General features: G+C 67.8%; 14 protein-coding genes and 2 pseudogenes. 6 read left to right on the forward strand and 10 right to left on the reverse strand.

Features of this window, described 5'->3' with window-relative positions; translation table 11 throughout:
• Window positions 1-101: 101 nt before the first annotated feature.
• Window positions 102-902, reverse strand: coding sequence for a UDP-2,3-diacylglucosamine diphosphatase (locus D9R12_RS11715; RefSeq protein WP_122230708.1), 801 nt, complete (start codon window positions 900-902; stop codon window positions 102-104).
• Entirely contained in the window at window positions 899-2608 is a 1710-nt protein-coding gene (olsF, locus tag D9R12_RS11720; RefSeq protein WP_122230710.1) for a bifunctional ornithine lipid synthase OlsF, read from the reverse strand. Before olsF ends, D9R12_RS11715 begins: the two co-directional genes overlap by 4 nt.
• Window positions 2609-2836: 228 nt before the next feature.
• On the opposite strand from olsF, the gene metK reads away from it, so the two are divergent.
• The gene (gene metK, locus D9R12_RS11730) at window positions 2837-4048 is read left to right on the forward strand and encodes a methionine adenosyltransferase (protein ID WP_014159854.1); all 1212 of its coding nucleotides are present in this window, start codon (window positions 2837-2839) and stop codon (window positions 4046-4048) included.
• A 293-nt stretch (window positions 4049-4341) separates the two neighbouring features.
• On the opposite strand, the pseudogene D9R12_RS16285 reads toward metK, so the two are convergent.
• Both D9R12_RS16285 and D9R12_RS16290 read right to left on the reverse strand, forming a co-directional pair.
• Window positions 4342-5226, reverse strand: a pseudogene (locus tag D9R12_RS16285) (ATP-binding cassette domain-containing protein); the annotation flags it as partial.
• A gap of 95 nt (window positions 5227-5321) precedes the next feature.
• Window positions 5322-6288: pseudogene (locus tag D9R12_RS16290) on the reverse strand (ABC-F family ATP-binding cassette domain-containing protein); the annotation flags it as partial.
• 206 nt (window positions 6289-6494) lie between these two features.
• Between D9R12_RS16290 and D9R12_RS11740 the strand changes: the two are divergent.
• The 3 genes from D9R12_RS11740 to ybaL all read left to right on the forward strand — a co-directional run bounded on the left by D9R12_RS11740 (window position 6495) and on the right by ybaL (window position 12607).
• Window positions 6495-8897: a TonB-dependent receptor plug domain-containing protein gene (locus tag D9R12_RS11740; protein WP_193384091.1), complete on the forward strand. Its 2403-nt coding sequence runs from the start codon at window positions 6495-6497 to the stop codon at window positions 8895-8897.
• A 342-nt stretch (window positions 8898-9239) separates the two neighbouring features.
• The gene (locus D9R12_RS11745; RefSeq protein WP_244919642.1) at window positions 9240-10517 is read left to right on the forward strand and encodes a S8 family peptidase; all 1278 of its coding nucleotides are present in this window, start codon (window positions 9240-9242) and stop codon (window positions 10515-10517) included.
• Window positions 10518-10852: 335 nt separating this feature from the next.
• Window positions 10853-12607: a YbaL family putative K(+) efflux transporter gene (gene ybaL / locus D9R12_RS11750; protein WP_122230718.1), complete on the forward strand. Its 1755-nt coding sequence runs from the start codon at window positions 10853-10855 to the stop codon at window positions 12605-12607.
• A 7-nt stretch (window positions 12608-12614) separates the two neighbouring features.
• Here ybaL and D9R12_RS11755 read toward each other — a convergent pair whose 3' ends face one another.
• From D9R12_RS11755 to clpB, 4 genes are all read right to left on the reverse strand, one after another.
• The gene (locus D9R12_RS11755; RefSeq protein ID WP_122230720.1) at window positions 12615-13901 is read right to left on the reverse strand and encodes an O-acetylhomoserine aminocarboxypropyltransferase/cysteine synthase family protein; all 1287 of its coding nucleotides are present in this window, start codon (window positions 13899-13901) and stop codon (window positions 12615-12617) included.
• Between the two features lie 360 nt (window positions 13902-14261).
• Window positions 14262-14564: a helix-turn-helix domain-containing protein gene (locus tag D9R12_RS11760; RefSeq protein WP_122230722.1), complete on the reverse strand. Its 303-nt coding sequence runs from the start codon at window positions 14562-14564 to the stop codon at window positions 14262-14264.
• Window positions 14548-15012, reverse strand: a complete 465-nt coding sequence (locus D9R12_RS11765; protein WP_425479102.1) for a type II toxin-antitoxin system RelE/ParE family toxin — start codon at window positions 15010-15012, stop codon at window positions 14548-14550. Before D9R12_RS11765 ends, D9R12_RS11760 begins: the two co-directional genes overlap by 17 nt.
• Before the next feature lie 107 nt (window positions 15013-15119).
• Complete coding sequence (gene clpB, locus D9R12_RS11770) at window positions 15120-17705, reverse strand: ATP-dependent chaperone ClpB (protein WP_122230724.1); 2586 nt, start codon at window positions 17703-17705, stop codon at window positions 15120-15122.
• 178 nt (window positions 17706-17883) lie between these two features.
• On the opposite strand from clpB, the gene D9R12_RS11775 reads away from it, so the two are divergent.
• Together D9R12_RS11775 and D9R12_RS11780 are read left to right on the forward strand one after the other, a co-directional pair.
• Complete coding sequence (locus tag D9R12_RS11775) at window positions 17884-18207, forward strand: GIY-YIG nuclease family protein (protein WP_122230726.1); 324 nt, start codon at window positions 17884-17886, stop codon at window positions 18205-18207.
• 31 nt (window positions 18208-18238) lie between these two features.
• Complete coding sequence (locus tag D9R12_RS11780; RefSeq protein WP_014159846.1) at window positions 18239-18946, forward strand: glutathione S-transferase; 708 nt, start codon at window positions 18239-18241, stop codon at window positions 18944-18946.
• A 10-nt stretch (window positions 18947-18956) separates the two neighbouring features.
• Here the strand turns inward: D9R12_RS11780 and D9R12_RS11785 are convergent, their stop codons facing one another.
• The gene (locus tag D9R12_RS11785) at window positions 18957-20552 is read right to left on the reverse strand and encodes a SulP family inorganic anion transporter (RefSeq protein ID WP_014159845.1); all 1596 of its coding nucleotides are present in this window, start codon (window positions 20550-20552) and stop codon (window positions 18957-18959) included.
• Window positions 20553-20664: 112 nt separating this feature from the next.
• On the reverse strand, window positions 20665-21138 hold the full coding sequence (locus D9R12_RS11790; RefSeq protein ID WP_122230859.1) for a DUF3574 domain-containing protein: 474 nt from the start codon (window positions 21136-21138) through the stop codon (window positions 20665-20667).
• Window positions 21139-21214 lie beyond the last annotated feature (76 nt).

A 21214-nucleotide genomic window follows, 5' to 3' on the forward strand; every position in this document is an offset into this window, starting at 1 on the left:
CGGGAATCCATGGACGTCCCCCACCGAGAGCAACGTCCTTGGATCTTCGCCTCTCGGGGATGACGAAGGTCAATGCCAATCAGGCCGGGGAAAGCCCACCGCTACGCCGCCCTGGGCAGCGGCCGCTCCGGTTCCGGCACCAGTCGCAGCCGCGCCGGCACCTCGCCGAGCACCTGGCCGGTGTGCGCGAGCAGCTGCAGCGTGCCGTCGGCGGTCTCGCACAGGGCGGTCAGGCTTTCGACCCAGTCACCGTCGTTGGCGTACACCAGGCCGTCCTGGCGGATCAGCGCGGCGCGATGGATGTGGCCGCAGACGATGCCATCCAGCCCGCGCCGGCGCACGTCGTCCAGCCCGGCCTGCACGAAGCGGGCGATGTAGCGCTCGGCTGCCGCGCTCTTGCGCTTGAGGTATTGGGCCAGCGACCAGTAGCGCAGGCCCAGGCGGCGGCGCAGGCGATTGATCAGCTTGTTGCCGGTGAGGATGCGGTAGTACAGCCAGTCGCCGAAGCGTTCCTGCAGCCCACCGAAATGCGTCACCGCGTCGTAGTCGTCGCCATGCACCACCAGCAGGCGACGGCCGTCGGCGGTGGTGTGGATCACCCGCCGGCGCACCTGCATGGCCGGCAGCATCAGCCCGCAGAAGCGGCGCGCGGCGCGGTCGTGGTTGCCCGGCACGTAGATCAGCTCGGTACCGCTGCGCGCCAGCGCATGCAGGGCCTCGACCACGCGCTGATGGGCCGCGTCCCAGCGCGCGCGGCGCTGTGCCATCCACCACAGGTCGACGATGTCGCCGACCAGGTACAGCTGCCGGCACTGCACACGCCCGAGGAAATCGGCGAACTCGGCCGCATGGCAGTGGGTGGAGCCCAGATGCACATCGGAGACGAAGATCGCGCGGTTCATGCGGCCTGCTCCTGCGATGAAGGTGCCAGATAGCGCTGGCGCTTGCGCACGTGCATGCGCGCCAGGTCCAGTTCGATCAGGCCATCGACGCAGCCAGCGAAATCCGCGTCCACCCCGAAGGCCAGAAAGCGCGCACCGCCCGGTTCGCACAGCTCGGTGTACTGGCGCAGCAGCATCGGCAGCTGCGCGCCCAGCGCGTCCAGGTTGCCGCGCAGCACCGCCAGGGCGGTGGCCGCATCCATTGCTTCGAACTGCGGCGGGGCCTGGGTGAAATGGAACGGCTTGCGCGCGGTGGCACAGGCCTGGCCATGCCCATGGAACTGCTGGTAGTAGGCCACGATCTGTTCGCGCGCCGCGCACGGCAAGGCCGCGCTGATGGACACCGCGCCGAACAGGTAACGCACCTGCGGATAGCGGGCCAGATAGGCGCCGATGCCCTGCCACAGCTGGTCGATGCTGCGACTGTTCCAGTAGGCCGGGGCGACGAAGCTGCGGCCCAGCTCCATGCCTTCGGCGATGCGCGGCAGTGCGCTTTCGGCCCAGTCGAACAGCGAGGCGGTGTACAGCCCGGCCAGGCCGCGCTGGGCCAGCACCGGGGCGCCGCGGGCGACCCGATACGCACCGGCGATGGCGCCGGCCTGCTCGTCCCACAACACGATGTGGTCGTACCAGGCGTCGTACGCGTCCAGGTCCAGCGCACGGCCGGTGCCCTCGCCGACCTGGCGGAAGGTGAGCTCGCGCAGGCGGCCGATCTCGCGCAGCAGCGGCGACTGCGGGTCCAGGCGGCCGGCCACGATCGTGCGGCCTTCGCGGGTGCTGCCCAGGTTTGGCAGGGCGGCCACGGCCGCCCGCAGCTGCGCCACCGGCACCGGTTCGGCCAGCGCCGCAGGCGCCTTGCCCTGCCCGTCCGAACGCCGGCCCAGGGCATACAGCGCGCGCCGCAACTGGCGGATCGCCGCCTGGTCACCGATGCCGGCCTCGAGCAACCGGGCCTGGCCCACGTGCAGCTTCAACGGCTGCTGGCGACGGGCGAACATCTCGCGTGGCAGCAGCACCGTGCCGACCGGCTTGAACACCGCCGAGGCGCCGTAGAACAACGCCGAATTGCGCGCCTGCACCCGCACCGGCAGCACCGGCGCGCCGCTGGCCCGGGCAAAGCGGGCGAACCCGGCGCGCCAGCGGCCATCACGCACGCCCAGCGGATGCAGCCGCGAGACTTCGCCGGCCGGAAACACGATCACGCATTGCCCGGCCGCCAGCGCGGTGCGCACCGCGCGCAGGCTGCCGGCGTCGGCGCTGCCGCCGAACACGCGCACCGGCAGCAGCAGCGGCGCGAGCGGGGCGATGTGGGCCAGCAAGTGGTTGGCGATGATGCGCACATCGCGCCGTACCTGGCCGATCAGGCCCAGCAGGGCGATGGCATCGCGCGCACCGGAAGGATGGTTGGCGATCACCAGCAAGGGCCCGCTCGCCGGGATCCGGGCCAGCGCCTGCGCGTCATGCTGCTGTTGCAAATGCAGGAAGCCGTGCGCGGCGGCGACGAACTCCCAGGCCTGCAGCCCTGCGTTGTCGCGCACGAAAGCCAGCGCCTGGTCGATCCCCGACCAATGCCCCCAGCGCCGCAACAGCGGCTGGGTCAGCGCGCCGCGGCGGCCACCGAACCAGCGCGGATAACGTTCGATGAGGGTATCTTCCAGAGGTCGCATGGCGGGCCTGTCGCGGCAGCGGCGTATCTGGAACGCCAGACTGGGCCGCGCCGGCGACAGGCACATTGCGTGGCCGCGACAGCGCGATGACAGCGCCGCCGCGGTCCTGTCATGGGCGCAGGCCAAAGTCGCCTCGCGGCAGCAGCACGCCAGTGCACATGCGCCGAGCCGCGTGCGCGTGTATCATGCGCGGCCATCTTTTCATCCGCATTGAAGGATATAAGCCTGATGTCCAGCTACCTGTTCACGTCCGAATCGGTCTCCGAAGGCCATCCGGACAAGATTGCAGACCAGATTTCCGACGCGGTCCTCGATGCGATCCTGCAGCAGGACAGGCGCGCACGGGTGGCCTGCGAGACGCTGGTCAAGACCGGTGTGGCGATCGTCGCCGGCGAGGTCACCACCAGCGCCTGGATCGACCTGGAAGCGCTGACCCGCAAGGTGATCCTGGACATCGGCTACAACAGCTCCACCGTCGGCTTCGACGGCGAGACCTGCGGGGTGCTGAACCTGATCGGCAAGCAGTCGCCGGACATCAATCAGGGCGTGGACCGCAAGCATCCCGAGCAGCAGGGCGCCGGCGACCAGGGCCTGATGTTCGGCTATGCGACCAACGAGACCGAAAGCTTCATGCCAGCCGCGATCCACTACGCGCACCGCCTGGTCGAGCGCCAGGCCGCGGTGCGCAAGAAGAAGAACTCGGCGCTGCCGTGGCTGCGTCCGGATGCCAAGTCGCAGGTCACCCTGCGCTACGAGGACGGCGTGGCCACCGCCATCGACGCGGTGGTGCTGTCCACCCAGCACGATCCCGGGGTCAGGCAGAAGGACCTGATCGAAGCGGTGCGCGAGGAGATCATCAAGCCGGTGCTGCCGGCCAAGTGGCTGCACAAGGACACCAAGTTCCACATCAACCCGACCGGCAAGTTCATCATCGGCGGGCCGGTGGGCGACTGCGGCCTGACCGGGCGCAAGATCATCGTCGACACCTACGGCGGCTGGGCCCGCCACGGCGGCGGCGCGTTCTCGGGCAAGGATCCGTCCAAGGTGGACCGTTCGGCCGCCTACGCCGCGCGCTACGTGGCCAAGAACGTGGTGGCCGCCGGCCTGGCCGACCGCTGCGAAGTGCAGGTCTCTTACGCCATCGGCGTGGCCGAGCCGACCTCGATCTCGGTCACCACCTTCGGCACCGGCAAGATCGAGGACCACAGGATCGAGAAGCTGATCCGCAAGCATTTCGACCTGCGCCCCTACGGCATCATCAAGATGCTAGACCTGATCCACCCGATGTACCAGCCGACCGCCGCCTACGGCCACTTCGGCCGCAAGCCGAAGGAATTCAGCTACACCGACGGTGCCGGCAAACAGCACACCGCCACCGCGTTCTCGTGGGAAAAGACCGACCGCGCCGAGGCCCTGCGGGCCGAGGCCAAGCTGAAGTAAGTTCTTCAGCCAGCTGCACCAGCACAAAGGCCGCGCAGAAGCGGCCTTTGTGCATTCTGGAACCGGCGCACAAGGCTGGGCCATGCCAAAGCGGTGCCAGCGGTCTTCACAAAAAACTCGAAGCGTCATCCCCGCGAACGCGTCGAAGCGCTTTCAACAGACCTGGTGTCTGGTCACCCAGCGGCTTGCATTTCGATCACGGCAACGTCCCTGGATTCCCGCCTACGCGGGAATGACGATCGTGAGGTGCCTGCGGTGGCGCGCGATCGCGCGCATCGGCTGCTGGGCGTGGCTCAGGCCACCTCTTCGTACAGCGCCATCCACGCCGCTTCGGCCTTGGCCAGATCGCTCGCGGTCATCTCGCGCTGGCGGCCCAGGTCGACCAGCCGGCTGCCGTCGGCGGCATTGGCCGGATCGGCCAGCTGCGCGTCGATGGCGGCCAGTGCCGCTTCCAGTTGGGCCATTTTTTCCTCGGCCGCCTTGAGCTTGTGCGGATTCGGCGGCTTCTTCTGCGGCACCGGCTTGGTCGGCGGCGGTGGCGTGGGCGCGGCGGCGGCCATCTTCTGCTTGGTGCCCTGGGCGTTGGGACGGCTGCGCAACCAGGCGGCGTATTCGTCCAGGTCGCCGGCGAACGGCGCGACCACGCCATCGGCCACGCGCCAGAAGGTGTCGCAGACCAGGCCGATCAGATGACGGTCATGGCTGACCATCACGATCGCGCCTTCGAACAGGCTCAGCGCCTCGGCCAGGGCCTCGCGCATTTCCAGGTCCAGGTGGTTGGTCGGCTCGTCCAGCAGCAGCACGTTGGGCTGCTGCCAGGCGATCAGGGCCAGCGCCAGGCGTGCGCGCTCGCCGCCGGAGAAGCCGTCGACCACTTCGAATGCGCGGTCGCCCGGGAAATTCCACTTGCCCAGGAAATCGCGGAACGACTGGGTCGAGGCGTCGGGGGAGAGGTCGCGGAAGTGGTCGATCGGCGAGCGGCCTTCGTGCAGCGATTCCACCGTGTGCTGGGCGAAGTAACCGATGCGCAGGTCCGGGTGCGCGCTGCGCTCGCCGCGCAATGGCGCGATCTCGCCGACCAGGGTCTTGACCAGGGTGGTCTTGCCCGCGCCGTTGGGGCCAAGCAGGCCGATGCGGTCGCCCGCCTCCAGGCCGAAGCCCACATCGTGCAGAATGAGGGCGTGCTGCTCGCGAGCCACTGGCTCGCGCACGCCCGAATGCCCCGCGTGCCTGGCGGGGCCAGATGGCGAACCGTCCGCAGTCCCACCAAGTGCATAACCACAATCAACATCATTCAGCCGGATCAGCGAATACGGCAGGCGCGCCGGCGCGGAGAACTCGATGCGGAATTCGCGCTCGGCGCGCACTGCCTCGGTACCGGCCATCTTGGCCAGGCGCTTGATCCGGCTCTGGGCCTGGCTGGCCTTGCTGGCCTGGGCCTTGAAGCGGTCGATGAAGGACTGCAGGTGGGCGCGTTCGGCTTCGGATTTTTCGTGCTGGATCTGCTGCTGGCGCAGGTGCTCGGTGCGCTGGCGTTCGAAGTCGGTGTAGCCGCCCACGTACAGCTTGGCGCCGCCGCCATGCAGGTGCAGGGTGTGGGTGGCGACGTTGTCCAGGAACTCGCGGTCATGGCTGATCAGCAGCAAGGTGCCGGGGTACTTGAGCAGCCACTGTTCCAGCCAGAACACCGCGTCCAGGTCCAGATGGTTGGTCGGTTCGTCCAGCAGCAGCAGGTCCGAAGGCATCATCAGCGCGCGGGCCAGGTTCAGGCGCACCCGCCAGCCGCCGGAGAAATCCTTGACCGCGCGGCTGTGGGTGTCGGCCGCAAAGCCCAGGCCATGCAGCAGCTTGCCGGCGCGCGCCTGGGCGTCGTAGCCACCGACCTCCTCCATGCGCAGGTGCACCGCGGCCACCGCTTCCCAGTCCTCGGCGGCGATCGCGTCGGCCTCGGCCTTGAGCACCGCGGCCACTTCGGTATCGCCACCGAGGACGAAATCCAGCGCCGGATCGGGCAGCGCCGGGGTTTCCTGCGCCACGCTGGCGATGCGCACCTTGCCGGGCAGTTCGACATCGCCCTTGTCGGCTTCCAGCTCGCCCCTGACCGCGGCGAACAGGCTGGATTTTCCGGTGCCATTGCGCCCCACCACGCCGACCCGATAGCCGGCATGCATGGTCAGATCGACGTTGGACAACAGCAGGCGCTCGCCGCGGCGAAGGGCGAAGTTGCGAAGCGAAATCACGTGAGGTTCCCGGGGGAGGTATCCAGCAGACGTCCCAGTGTATCGGGTCTTGCTGGCAGGATTGTTCGTTAAGAAACCGTTGACTTTGTGCTCACCTGGCGGTTATTCGTGTCCTGCGCCGCAGCAAGACGTGACATCGGGACAAACAAGATCCCGGGTGCTGGACACCATCACGGGCGGCCATCTTTTTACCCACCGGAGCATCCATGATGTACAAGCCCACCCTCCTGACCGCCGCCATCGCCCTTGCGCTGGCGGTCCCCGCGCTGGCCCAGCAAGGCCAGCAGACCGCCAAGACGCTGGACAACGTGATCGTCACCGGCACCCGCGTCACCGACCGCACCCTGGCCGAATCGCAGTCGCCGATCGACATCATTTCGCGCGAGGCCCTGCAGGCCACCGGCACCACCGAACTGGCCACCGCGCTGGCGCGCGCCCTGCCCTCACTGAACTTCCCGCGCCCGGCGCTGGTGGACGGCACCAGTGGCGTGCGTCCGGCGCAGCTGCGCGGCCTGTCCCCGGACCAGGTGCTGGTGCTGGTCAACGGCAAGCGCTACCACAGCTCGGCGGCGCTCAACCTCAACGGCAGCATCGGCCGCGGCTCCTCGGCCGTGGACCTCAACAGCATTCCGGTGGCCTCCATCGAGCGGGTGGAAGTGCTGCGCGACGGCGCCTCGGCACAGTACGGCTCGGACGCCATCGCCGGGGTGATCAACATCGTCCTCAAGGGCGCCGGAAAGGGCGGCAGCCTGGCGGTGAACTATGGCGAATATTCCAAGGGCGACGGCGCGCAGTTCCAGCTCTCCGGCGACACCGGCGTGCAGTTCGCCGACGGCCGCGGCACCCTGCACGTGGCCGGCCAGGCCGGCTACCAGGATCCGACCAATCGTTCCGGCGCCTACGCCGGCACCACGCCCAACACCGGCAACTTCCCGGGGGTGGGCGAGAAGGCCTTCATCATCGGCGATCCGGAGGTGGACGCCGGCGCGGCCTCGGCCAGCGCCAGCTTCGATTTCGCCGACAACATCACCGGTTACGCCACGGCCATCGCCAGCAACCGTGACATCAATTCGTATGCGTTCTATCGCTCCAGGAACCACAACAACCAGGCCGCGCTGCTGGCCATGTATTACCCGGACGGCTACGTGCCGGTGATCAACCAGTACTCCAAGGACCGCTCGCTCATTGCCGGGCTCAAGGGCAATACCGAAGGCGGCTTTGCCTGGGATGTCAGCTACAACTACGGCTACAACAGGATCGATTACGCCACCGACAACACCATCAATTACACGCTCGGCGACACCAGCCCGACCCGCTTCTACGACGGGGCGCTGGAGTACACCCAGAACATCCTCAACGCCGATTTCACCCAGGCCCTGGACTGGGGCCTGGCCTACCCGGTGACGCTGTCCTTCGGCGCTGAATATCGTGAGGAGAAGTGGAACCAGTCGCCGGGCGTATATGGCTCGTACGCCAATGCGGGCCTGGGCATCCCCGGCTCCAGCTCCGGGGCACAGGGCTTCGGCGGCTTCACCCCGGCCAACGCCGTGCACGCCGACCGCCACAACTACGCGGTCTATGCCGGTGTGGAAGCCGACTTCACCGACAAGTTCTCCGCCGGCCTGACCGGACGCTACGAGGACTACTCCGACTTCGGCAGCAAGGCCTCGGGCAAGCTGTCGGCGCGTTACGCGTTCACCGACATGGTTGCGCTGCGCGGTACGGTCTCCAACGGCTTCCGCGCCCCATCGCTGGCCCAGCAGAGCTTTCAGGCGATCTCCAGCACGATCACCAACGGCGTCTTCTACCAGAGCGGCACCTTCCCGGCCGACACCGCCATCGCCCAGGCCCTGGGCGCCAAGCCGCTGGACGCCGAGACCTCCACCAACTACAGCCTGGGCCTGGTGCTGCAGCCGACCGACCAGTTCTCGCTGACGGTCGATGCCTACCAGATCGAGATCGACGACCGCATCCTGCTGTCCTCCAACATCAACACCAATGCCGCCGCGCAGGCGCTGCTGTCCAGCCTGGGCGTGGACCAGGTGACCCAGTTCCGCTACTTCACCAACGCCGCCGACACCCGCACCAAGGGCGTGGACGTGGTCGGCAGCTACACCGTGCCGTTCGCGGCCAGCGCCCTGGACCTGACGGCCAGCTACAGCTATGGGGAGACCGAAATCACCCGCCTGGAGGCCTCGCCGGCCGCGCTGGCGGAGCTGGGCATCAGCACCCCGCTGATCGCCCGTGACGAAGTCGGCCGCCTGGAAGACAGCTTCCCGAAGAACAAGACGATCCTGGGCGGCACCTGGCATTCGGACCGCTGGAACCTGAGCCTGACCGGGACCCGCTACGGCAGCGTCACCGTGCGCAACGCGACCGTGCCGGCCAACGACCAGAGCTACGATGCCGAATGGCTGGTGGACGTGGCGGCCAGCTACAAGCCGACCCAGCAGTGGACCCTCACCCTGGGCGCAGACAACGTGTTCGACACCTACCCGGACGAGAACCGCTACGTGAACTCCACCAGCGGGATCTTCCAGTACAGCAACTACTCGCCGTTCGGCTTCAACGGCGCCTACGTGTATGGCCGCATCGCCTATACCTGGTAAGCCCGCACGCCACCGCGCGACCCGACCAACCCCGGCTTCGCGCCGGGGTTGTTTTATGGCGAAGCGTCCGCGCGGCGCCCCGCCATTCAGGGTGGGGGTGTTCTTGCCAGGCCGTTGGTTGCCTATCGGCTGTGAAGATTTCAGAAAAGTGACCGAAAACGCACATGTTGGGTTTACGATCGGCTAACTTGACTGGCGGCTTAACGGCCTCCCTTTCTCATTCATACAACACGGAGTGACGCATCAATGGCGATCAGCACGCGGTTTGGGGTTCTGGCAGGTGCAGTGGTAGCGATTCTGGGTGTGTCGTTTTCGGCCCAGGCCGCGGGTAGGCCCGACCTGGTGGCCCAGTCCCTGAAGGCCGGGCGTCTGCACCAGCCCGATGAATTGCTGATCAAGTACCGCGACGGCGCCACCGCCGCCGATCGCGAGGCGATCGAGCATGGCCTGGGTGCCAGCAAGCTGGACATCGTCCGCCCCGGCAATGGCAAGCAGGGCGAACTGGCGCTGTTGAAGCTGCGCAGTGGTCAGGACCTGGCTGCGGCCATCCAGGTACTGAGCAGCGACCCGGCCGTCGACTACGCCGAGCCGAACTGGGTCTACACCATCGGCGCGACCTCCAACGATACCTACTACTCCAACGGTTCGCTGTGGGGCATGTACGGCGACGGCACCAGCCCGGCCAACCAGTACGGCTCGCAGGCCGGCGAAGCCTGGACCGCAGGCCACACCGCCTGCAGCAACGTGCTGGTCGGGGTGATCGACGAGGGCATCTACTACAGCCACGACGATCTGGCACCGAACATCTGGTCCAACCCCTATGACGCGGCCGATGGCGTGGACAACGACGGCAACGGCTATGTCGATGACATTCGCGGCTGGGACTTCGACGGCGGCAGCAACAACATCAACTCCGGCGGCGCCAGCGACGACCATGGCACCCATGTCTCCGGCACCATCGCCGGCGTGGGTGGCAACGGCAAGGGCGTGGCTGGGGTGTGCTGGAGCGGGATCAAGCTGATCAGCGCCAAGTTCCTGGGCCGCCGCGGGGGCACCACCGCCAATGCGGTCAAGGCGGTGGACTACATCACCGACCTCAAGACCCGCCACGGCCTGAACATCGTCGCCACCAACAATTCCTGGGGCGGCGGCGGCTTCTCCCAGGCGCTGCAGGACGCCATCACCCGCGCCGGCAGCGCCGAGATCCTGTTCGTGGCCGCCGCAGGCAACGACGCGGTCGACAACGACACCACCGCCAGCTACCCGTCCAACTACCCGAACGCGAACGTGATCGCCGTGGCCTCCATCACCAACACCGGCGCGCTGTCCAGCTTCTCGCAGTGGGGCAAGACCACCGTGGACCTGGGCGCGCCGGGTTCGGCGATCTACTCCACCGTGCCGGTCAGCAACAAGGGCAAGGTCACCGCCGGCTACGCCAGCTACAACGGCACCTCCATGGCCACCCCGCATGTAACCGGCGCCGCGGCGCTGTACGCCTCGACCCGTCCCGGTGCCAGCGCGGCGGACATCAAGGCGGCGATTCTCGACAACACCGTGCCGACCACCTCCCTGCAAGGCAAGACCGTCACCGGTGGCCGGCTCAACGTGAGCGGCTTCTAGCAGCAGGTACCGCAGCGCCCGGCGGAAGACCGGATCCGGTTTTCCGTCAGCGCTTCGGTGCAAGCGCCGATCCGGACGGCCTGATTTGGCCAAGGCCCCGATGCATGTCGGGGCCTTTTTCATTGCGCGGACCAGAACCCGCTCGATCCGGTTTGCCACCGGTCAAGCGCATGCGCACACCCGCTGCTTCCGGTGTCAGCCGCCGGTGTCCTGCTGCCGGCGGCGTCCGTCTTCGATAGATGACATGAACCGGCGAGTCAGTTTCGATTTTCCCGGCCTGTGCCGATTGCGCGAAACTCGGGCCACGAGTACACGAGCCTAACGGGGGACACGCCATGCACCACGACACCAGCCTGATCGACATCATCGCCGTCGGCCTGGTCGTGGCGTTCGTGTTCGGTGCGCTGGCCAACAGGCTCAGGCTCTCGCCGCTGGTCGGCTACCTGGTGGCGGGCATGGTGGTCGGGCCGTTCACGCCCGGCTTTGTCGCCGACCAGGACCTGGCCACCCAGCTGTCCGAGCTGGGGGTGATGCTGCTGATGTTCGGCGTCGGCCTGCACTTCTCGCTGGAAGACCTGATGTCGGTCAGGAAGATCGCCGTCCCCGGCGCGATCGCGCAGATCGCCGTGGCCACGGCGCTGGGCTTCGGGCTGGCCTGGTGGATGGGCTGGAACGCGCTGCAGGGCCTGGTGTTCGGCCTGGCCCTGTCGGTGGCCAGCACGGTGGTGCTGCTGCGGGCGATGGAAGACCGGCGCATGCTGGACACCAGCAAGGGCCGCATCGCCGTGGGCTGGCTGATCGTGGAAGACCTGGCCATGGTCCTGGCCCTGGTGCTGCTGCCGGCGCTGGCCGGCGCGCTGGGCGACGGCGCCACCGCGCAGGCCGTGGCCGAGGCCGGCGGCGGCGCGGCGGTCAAGGCTGCCCAGGCCGAACCGAACGCCTGGCTGTCGATCGCCAAGGCCATCGGCATCACCCTGCTGCAGGTGGCCGCGTTCGTGGCGGTGATGCTGGTGGTGGGCAGGCGGGTGATCCCGTGGACGCTGGAGAAGGTCGCGGCCACCGGCTCGCGCGAGCTGTTCACCCTGTCAGTGCTGGCCATCGCCCTGGGGGTGGCGTTCGGCTCGGCCAGGCTGTTCGGGGTGAGCTTCGCGCTGGGCGCGTTCTTTGCCGGGATGCTGCTCAACGAGTCGGAGCTGAGCCACAAGGCGGCCAGCGATTCGCTGCCGCTGCGCGATGCGTTCGCAGTGCTGTTCTTCGTCTCGGTCGGCATGCTGTTCGACCCGGCCATCCTGGTGACCTACCCGCTGCAGGTGCTGGCGAGCTTCCTGATCATCGTGGTCGGCAAGTCGGCGGCGGCCTACCTCATCGTGCGCGCGTTCGGCCATCCCAAGGGCACGGCGCTGACCATCTCGGCCAGCCTGGCGCAGATCGGCGAGTTCTCCTTCATCCTGGCCGGGCTGGGCCTGAGCCTGAAGATCCTGCCGCAGCAAGGGCACGACTTGATCCTGGCCGGGGCGCTGCTGTCGATCGTGGCCAATCCGTTCCTGTTCACCGCCCTGGACGCCTGGAACAAGCGCCACGGCATGAACACCGCCGGGGTCACCCCGGCCGCCGAACCCGAGCCGCGGCCCGGCCCACCACTGGAGGGGCACGAGCACGCCATCGTGATCGGCTACGGGCGCGTGGGCAGCCACCTGGCGCGCTTGCTGCGCGAGCGCGGGGTGCCGCTGGTGGTGATCGATGACAACCGCGACAACGTGGAAAGGGCGCACGCCGCCGGCATTGCCGCCATCCGCGGCAGCGCGGCGGCCGATGCGGTGCTGGCCGAGGCGCAACCGGACAAGGCCAGGATCGCGGTGCTGGCCATCGCCCAGCCGCTGGAAGCCGGCGAGGCCATCGCCAAGTTGCGGGCGCTCAACCCGAACCTGACCGTGCTGGCGCGCGCCCACAGCGAAGCCGAGGTTGCGCACCTGCTCGCACACGGCGCCGATGGCGCGGTCCTGGCCGAACGCGAACTGGCCCATTCGCTGGCCGAGATGATCCTGGCCACCCCGCCCTACCGCGCCCTGCGCGCGCAGCCGGTGCCGTAGCGCCCGCTCAGGCCTGGGCCAGGGCCTGTTCCAGGTCGGCCAGCAGGTCGTCGATGTGTTCGATCCCCAGCGACAGGCGCACCGTGTCGATGCCCACCCCGGCCTTGTCCAGTTCCTCGGGCGAGAGCTGGCGGTGGGTGGTCGAGGCCGGATGGGTGGCCAGCGACTTGGCATCGCCGATGTTGACCAGGCGGGTGAACAGCTGCAGCGCGTCCAGGAAGCGGGCGCCGGCCTCGCGCCCGCCGGGCAGACCGAAGGTGAGCACGCCCGAGCCGTGACCGCGCAGGTATTTGCGCGCCAGCGCATGTTCGGGGTGATCTGGCAGGGCGGCATAGTTGACCCACTGCACCCGGGCATGCTGCTGCAGGTAATGGGCCACGGCCAGGGTGTTGGCATTGATCCGGTCCATGCGCAGGGCCAGGGTCTCGATCCCCTGCAGGATCAGGAAGGCATTGAACGGCGACAGCGCCGCGCCGGTATTGCGCAGCGGCACCACGCGCGCACGACCGATGTAGGCCGCCTCGCCCAGGGCCTCGGTATAGACCACGCCGTGGTAGCTGACGTCCGGCTCGTTGAGGCGGCCGAAGCGGGCCTTGTGCTCGGCCCACGGGAAGCGCCCGGAATCGACGATCGCCCCGCCCAGGCTGTTGCCGTGCCCGCCCAGGTATTTGGTCAGCGAATGGACCACGATGTCGGCGCCGAAGTCGATCGGGCGCAACAGGTAGGGCGTGGCGACGGTGTTGTCCACGATCAACGGCACGCCGTGCGCATGGGCGATTGCGGCCACCGCCTCGATGTCGGTGATGTTGCCGCGCGGGTTGCCGATGGATTCGACGAACACCGCCTTGGTGCGCTCGTCGATCAGACCGGCGAAGGCCTGTGGATCACGATAATCGGCGAAGCGGGTGCTGATGCCGAACTGCGGCAGGGTGTGCGCGAACAGGTTGTAGGTGCCGCCGTACAGCGCGCTGGAGGAGACGATGTTGTCGCCGACCTCGGCGATGGTCTGGATCGCGTAGGTCACCGCCGCCTGCCCGGAGGCCAGCGCGAGCGCACCGATCCCGCCCTCCAGGGCGGCCATGCGCTGCTCCAGCACCTCGTTGGTCGGATTCATGATCCGGCTGTAGATGTTGCCCGGCACCTTCAGGTCGAACAGGTCCGCGCCGTGCTGGGTGCTGTCGAAGGCGAAGGCCACGGTCTGGTAGATCGGCACGGCGACCGCGCGGGTGGTCGGGTCGGGGCTGTAGCCACCGTGCACGGCGATGGTTTCGGGCTTCCACTGGGGCTGGGTCATGGCACAGGTTCACTGGGGCAGAAGGAAGGCGACGATAGCCCAGCCCGTCGCGCCGGGGGTGGCCTCCACCACCCCGGCTCATGTCCAAAGGCAATCAGCGCATGAGCGATCCGACTACGCCGGTACCGACACGGCGCGTTTGCGCGCAGGCTGGCCGCCACCGACAGGTCATCGGCTATCGGTGGTGTGGACGAACGTGCGCCTCCAGCGCGCCTGCAGGCCGTGCTGCTTCACCAGGCGGCGGACCCGGTGACGGCCGGCAGGACCTGGCTGCTGCTCGCCACCGCCAGAACCCGGCCATGGCCGGAACCTGTCCTGCGCAACGCCCTGTGTTTTTGCTGAAAGCTCGTGCCAATCAGGTCAAATGATGGCCTGCAGGCCTTTGTCTGCAATGACGTTGAGCAGCTTGAGTGCGGGGCCGGTCGGGTGAGTCTGACCTTGCTCCCACTTGCGCACCGTCGAGGCGGTGGTGTGTAGGTGGAGCGCAAACACCGGCTGGCTGAATTTCAAGGTTTCGCGCAGGCGCTTGATGTCGGCAGCGCCGAACTCCCGCACTGGCGGCGGGCAAAGGGTGTCGAACTTGCGCATCGTCACCTTACCGATCGCTCCGGCTTCGTGGAGCGCAGCCAGGTCGCCACGCAGGGATTCAATGATCTTGCTCACAATGCACCTCCAGTAAGACGCCCGATCGCAATGCCTTGGACAAAGCATCGGCAGACAGTTCCAAGAACACCTTGCCGGCAAATTGCAGTGCCTTCTTCTCGTCTTGCGTGACGTTCGCCTTGTCGCTCTTGGGGAACCCATGCAGGAAAACATAGCTGCTGCCGATCCGAGCCGACAGCAGCGTCCGATAGCCACCGCTCTTGCCTGCACCTGGGCGGGCTACCCGCTTCTTGTAGAGGAAGCCACCCAGGTCGGCGTCGACCAAGCCACTTTCCATCTCTTGAACTGCCTTGCACAAGGCAGCATCGGGCAGCTTTTCACCCACCTGCCACCGTGCAAAATCTTTCCGTTTGAGGATGGGCGTCATCTTGGCCACAAAATCATACCCGATACGGGCACATTTCTCCAGACTCCGCAGCACACCGACGGTGCAGTTGGCCTGCACCACGGGGCTTCGGCAGTGACTGCGGACCTGGTGAGTTTTATCTTAAAAAACGCCATCCCCGCGCCGTTGAGCGCGGGGATGGCGACATACAGCAAAGAATTCAGGCCTTCTTACGCCTTGGCGAACACCAGCCGCCCGCCTGCCGCGTCGACCTGCACGGTGTCGCCGCTGACGAACGCGCCGGACAGGATCTTCTGCGCCAGCGGGTTTTCCAGCTGCGACTGGATCGCGCGCTTGAGGGGCCGTGCGCCGTAGACCGGGTCGAACCCGATGTCGCCCAGGACGCTCAGGGCCGCATCGGACACCTCCAGCCCGATCCCGCGATCGCGCAGGCGCGCTTCCAGCCCGCGCAGCTGGATCCTGGCGATCTGGCGGATCTGGACCTTGTCCAGCGGATGGAACACCACGATGTCATCGAGCCGGTTGATGAACTCGGGCCGGAAGTGCGCCTGGACCACGCCCATGACCGCCGCCTTGATCTTGGTGTAGGACTCGGCGCTTTCATCGTGCGACATCTCCTGGATCAGCTGGCTGCCCAGGTTGGAGGTCATCACGATCACGGTGTTGCGGAAGTCCACGGTGCGGCCCTGGCCATCGGTCAGGCGGCCATCGTCGAGCACCTGCAGCAGGATGTTGAACACATCGCCGTGCGCCTTTTCCACCTCGTCCAGCAGGATCAGCGAGTACGGGCGACGACGCACCGCCTCGGTCAGGTAACCGCCTTCCTCATAACCCACGTAGCCCGGGGGCGCGCCGATCAGCCGGGCGACCGAATGCTTCTCCATGAACTCGCTCATGTCGATGCGGATCATCGCCTCGCTGCTGTCGAACAGGAATTCGGCCAGCGCCTTGCACAGCTCGGTCTTGCCCACGCCGGTCGGGCCCAGGAACAGGAACGAACCGCTGGGCCGGTTTGGATCGGACAGGCCGGCACGCGAGCGACGCACCGAATCGGACACGACCTTGATCGCCTCCTCCTGGCCGACCACGCGCTCGCGCAGCTGGTCTTCCATCTTGAGCAGCTTCTCGCGCTCGCCCTCGAGCATCTTGGACACCGGGATGCCGGTCCAGCGCGAAACCACCTCGGCGATCTCCTCGGCAGTGACCCGGTCCTGGACCAGCTTGAACTCCTGCTGCTCGGCCGCCTGGGCTTCGGCCAGCTGCTTCTCCAGCTGCGGCAGCACCCCGTACTGGATCTCGCTCATGCGCGCATAGTCCTGGCGGCGCTGGGCGCCTTCCAGTTCCACCCTGGCCGCCTCGATCTGCTCCTTGATCCGGGTGGCGCCCTGCAGCGCGGCCTTTTCCGATTTCCAGACTTCGTTGAGGTCGGAGAACTCGCGTTCCAAGGTGTCGATGTCCGCTTCCAGGTCGGCCAGGCGCTTGGCCGATTCGGCGTCCTTCTCCTTCTTCAGCATCTCGCGCTGGGTCTTGAGCTGGATCAGGCGGCGCTCCATGCGGTCCAGTTCCTCCGGCTTGGAATCGATCTCCATGCGGATACGGCTGGCGGCCTCGTCCATCAGGTCGATGGCCTTGTCCGGCAGCTGACGGTCGGCGATGTAGCGGTGGGACAGGGTGGCCGCCGCGACGATGGCCGGGTCGGTGATCTCCACACCGTGGTGCACGGCGTAGCGCTCCTTGAGGCCGCGCAGGATCGCGATGGTGTCTTCCACCGACGGCTCGCCGACAAACACCTTCTGGAAGCGGCGCTCGAGCGCGGCATCCTTCTCGATGTACTTGCGGTACTCGTCCAGCGTGGTCGCACCGACGCAGTGCAGCTCGCCACGGGCCAGCGCCGGCTTGAGCATATTGCCCGCATCCATCGAGCCCTCGGCCTTGCCGGCGCCGACCATGGTGTGCAGCTCGTCGATGAACAGGATGATCTGGCCCTCGCTCTTGGCCAGGTCATTGAGCACGCCCTTCAGACGCTCCTCGAATTCCCCGCGGAACTTGGCGCCGGCGATCAGCGCGCCCATGTCCAGCGACAGCACGCGCTTGTTCTTCAGGTTCTCCGGCACCTCGCCATTGACGATGCGCTGGGCCAGGCCTTCGACGATCGCGGTCTTGCCCACGCCCGGCTCGCCGATCAGCACCGGGTTGTTCTTGGTCCGGCGCTGCAGCACCTGGATGGTGCGGCGGATCTCCTCGTCGCGGCCGATCACCGGATCCAGCTTGCCGCTCTCGGCGCGTGCGGTCAGGTCGATGGTGTACTTCTCCAGCGCCTGGCGCTGGTCCTCGGCGTTTTCGGACTGCACGCTCTCGCCGCCGCGGATCTTGTCGATGGCCGCCTCGATCTTCTTCTTGTCGGCACCGGCCGCGCGCAGGGCCATGCCCACCGCACCGCCGTCATCCACTGCCGCCAGCACGAACCACTCGCTGGCGATGAAGGCATCGCCATGTTGCTGGGCCAGCTTGTCGGTCTGGTTGAGCAGGCGGCCCAGGTCGTTGCCCACCGACAGGTTGCCGGCCTGGCCGGTGACCTTGGGCAGTGCCTCCAGCGACTCGCCCAGGCGCTCGCGCAGCACCGGCACGTTGACCCCGGCCTGCTGCAGCAGCGCGCGGGTGCTGCCGCCGGACTGATCCAGCAGCGCCACCATCAGGTGCACCGGTTCGATGAAGTTGTGGTCGCGGCCCACGGCCAGCGACTGGGCATCGGCCAGGGCTTGCTGGAAGCGCGAAGTGAGTTTGTCCATCCGCATTGGGAAATCCTCGAAGGGGGGGCCGGCAAGGCCGGCAATGTCACCGACATGGCGTTGGCAGGGCGGGTTTCAAGGCGGCTGCGCCAACCGATTGAACCCGCTGCAGGGTGCCGGCCTGACCGCTGGCGCGCCTTGATCCTGCGCAAGGGCGCGCCCCGCCTGCGGCATCATGACCCTCATGCCCACCCCCACCTCCTGGTCGGTCTACCTGCTCCAGTGCCGCGACGGCAGCTATTACTGCGGCATCAGCAACGATGTGCAGGCCCGCTTCCAGGCCCACGTGCAGGGCCGCGGCGCGCGCTACACCCGCGCCCACCCACCCGTGCGCATCCTGGGCAGCCGGCCCTACCCCGACCGCGCCAGCGCCGCGCGGGCCGAATGGCAGGTCAAGCAGCTGCCCCGCGACCGCAAGCTGGCTTGGTTGCTGGGCGAGGACCGGGGTGGTCGCATTGACGTGATCCACGCGTCCCTGATCACGCCGTACGTGCCGACGCTGGCCTAGCCTGGGTGCCCCCCGACTGCGGAGCTGCACCATGCACTACGACCTGTATTACTGGACCGGGCTGCAGGGCCGCGGCGAGTTCGTCCGCCTGGCGCTGGAAGATGCGGCCGCCGACTACACCGATGTGGCGCGCGTGGAAGGCGATGCGGCCATGAACGCCTTCCTGGAAGGCCAGCACGAGGGCGCGCGCCCGTTCGCACCTCCATTCCTCAAGGCCGGTCGCCTGGTGATCGCCCAGGTCGCCGGCATCCTGCATTACCTGGGCCCGCACCTGGGGCTGGTGCCGCAGGCCGAATCGCGCCGCCTGCAGGCGCTGCAGCTGCAGATGACCATCACCGACCTGGTCGCCGAGGTGCACGACACCCATCACCCGATCGCCAGCGCGCTGTACTACGAAGACCAGAAGACCGAAGCGCGGCGTCGCGCCGAGGACCTGCGCAGCAACCGCCTGCCCAAGTTCCTGGGCTATTTCGAGGACGTGCTGGAACAGGGCGGCGGCAGGCACGCGCTGGGCCAGCACTCCTACGTGGACCTGTCGCTGTTCCAGGTGATGAGCGGGCTGGAGTACATGTTCCCCAAGCGCATGGCCACCCTGGCGCCCACCCTGCCGCTGCTGCAGGCGCTCAGGGCGCGCATCGCGCAGCGACCGAACATCGCCGCCTATCTGGCCTCCGAGCGGCGGGTGGCGTTCAACACCCGCGGCCTCTTCCGCCACTATCCTGAGCTGGATGCGGCGTGAGGCAGCGCGCCTATCGAAGGCTCGCCGTGGACTGCAGCGACAACGCCGCCATCAACGCCGCCAGCGCGGCATAGGCGCCAGCGAACTGCCAGCACAGCGTGCGCCCCAGCCCTTCCAGCTGCCAGGGCAGGGTCAGCGCGCCGTTGGGGGCCACCGAATGGATCACCCCGAACAGGGTCATTGCCGCAGCCACCGCCCAGAAGACCGCCGCCCGCCGCAGCGCGCCATCGACCATCGCCGCCACCGCGCTGATCCACAGCATCGCAGTGAGGATGAAGCCGTTGCCCAGCACCAGGATCACCGCCATTTCCGGCAGGCCCTGGCCATTGACCGTGGTGGTCATCGCGACGAACTGCTCGGGCCCGATCCAGCCATGGGCCTTGATCAGCAGCAGGTAGGCCACCGAGGGCAAAAAACCCAGCACCATCGCCCCGGCATGCCGGTGCGGGGTGGCCTGGAAGGCCTGGGTGGTGATGTCGATGGCCACGTACACGATGATCGGCGAGAGCACCGCCAGCGGCAGCCACTGCACCAGCATCGACACCACCCCCAGCATGCCGCCGATACCGATGAACAGGCCCGTCAGCAGCGTGTAACCGCTGCGCGCGCCCATGTGCTTGTAAGCCGGCTGGCCGATGTAGGGCGTGGTCTGGGCCACCCCGCCGCAGACGCCGGCGATCAGGGTGGCGATGGCTTCCACCAGCAGGATGTCGCGGGTGCGGTAGTCGTCGCCGGCCGCACGCGCGCTTTCGGACACGTTGATCCCGCCGACCACCATCAGCAGGCCGAACGGCAGCAGCAGCGGCAGGTAGGCAAGCGCATCGGCCATGCCGGTGACGAAACCCAGCGACGGCAGCGGCAGCGCGATCTGCGGTGGCACCAGTTCGGGCAGCTTGAAGCCCGGCGCGCCCAGCCCGGCCAGGCCCAGCGCGTAATACAGCAGCGTGCCGACCACGAAGGCCACCAGCACCCCCGGCAGCTTGACCGGCAGCCGGCCCTTGGCGATCAGCACATACAGCAGCAGGCCCAGCGTCAGCAGGCCCACGACCGGCGACTTGAGCGTTTCCAGCAGCGGCAAGAAGCCCATCAGCACCAGCGCGATCCCGGCGATCGATCCCAGCAGCGCCGCACGCGGCAGCGCGCGGGTGACCGCTTCGCCAAAGAACGAGAGCACCAGCTTGAACAGTCCCATGATCATCAGTGCAGCCATGCCCAGCTGCCAGGTGGCCATCGCCGCCGCCTCGGGCGTCATCCCGCCGGCCTTGAAGCCGGCAAAGGCCGGGCCCAGCACCAGCAGCGCCATGCCGATGCTGGTCGGCGCGTCCAGCCCCAGCGGCATCGCGGTCACATCCTCGCGCCCGCTCCTGGCCGCCAGCCTGCGCGCCATCCAGGTGTAGGCCAGGTTGCCCACCAGCACCCCAAAGGCCGTGCCCGGGAACATCCGCCCGAACACCACCTCGGCCGGAAACCGGAAGATCCCCACCAGCGCCATCGCGATGAAGCCCAGGATCGACAGGTTGTCCACCACCAGACCGAAGAACCCATTGAGATCGCCGGCGACGAACCAGCGCGGGCGGAACGGAGAGGGCGAAGCGGCGTGGGACATGTCGACGTTCGCAAAAGCAGGGGAGGGCGATGCTAAGGGGTCGGCTTCGCGGCGAACAGCGCCGCCACGGCCGATCGCCACACTCGAGCGCCACGAACACCGGCGCACGCGCTCAGAACGAGACCTCGACCGGCTGGCGCGACCACAGCACCGACTGGTGGCCGGTGGCCTGCTTCCAGGCCAGGCGGATGGCCTCGATGTCGGCGCGGCGCGCGGGCGTGTCAGGGTGCAGCACCACCAGCACCTTGGTCTCGAGCCGGCTGGGCTCGGCCGCGCGGAACAACCACTGGCCCTCGGCATCGAACACGGTCAGGCCATCCGGGAAACGCGGGGTCACTTCCTTGTCCAAGAAGGCGCGCCACCGGGCCTCGCTGATCGGTGCACCCTGAGGCCGATCAACCGCGCCGCTCTCCTGGCCCACACCGAAGTACAGCTCGCTACGGATCCAGCCGGTGGCAGCCGCCGGGCGCAAGGCATCGCCCTGCAGTGAGGCGGTCGTGCCGACCTGCGGCGCAGCAGTGCCCTGCGTGGTGACGCAGGCGCCCAGGGTCAGCAGGGAAAGCAGCAGCGCGGCACGCAGCAACATCGGCACAAACTCCGGGAAACAGCTGAAGAAGAGGCGCACGGTGACGCACCTGGCGGCGCGCTGTCATGGCGGGACA

This window comes from Pseudoxanthomonas spadix, from assembly GCF_003703395.1.
GTDB lineage: Bacteria > Pseudomonadota > Gammaproteobacteria > Xanthomonadales > Xanthomonadaceae > Pseudoxanthomonas_A > Pseudoxanthomonas_A spadix.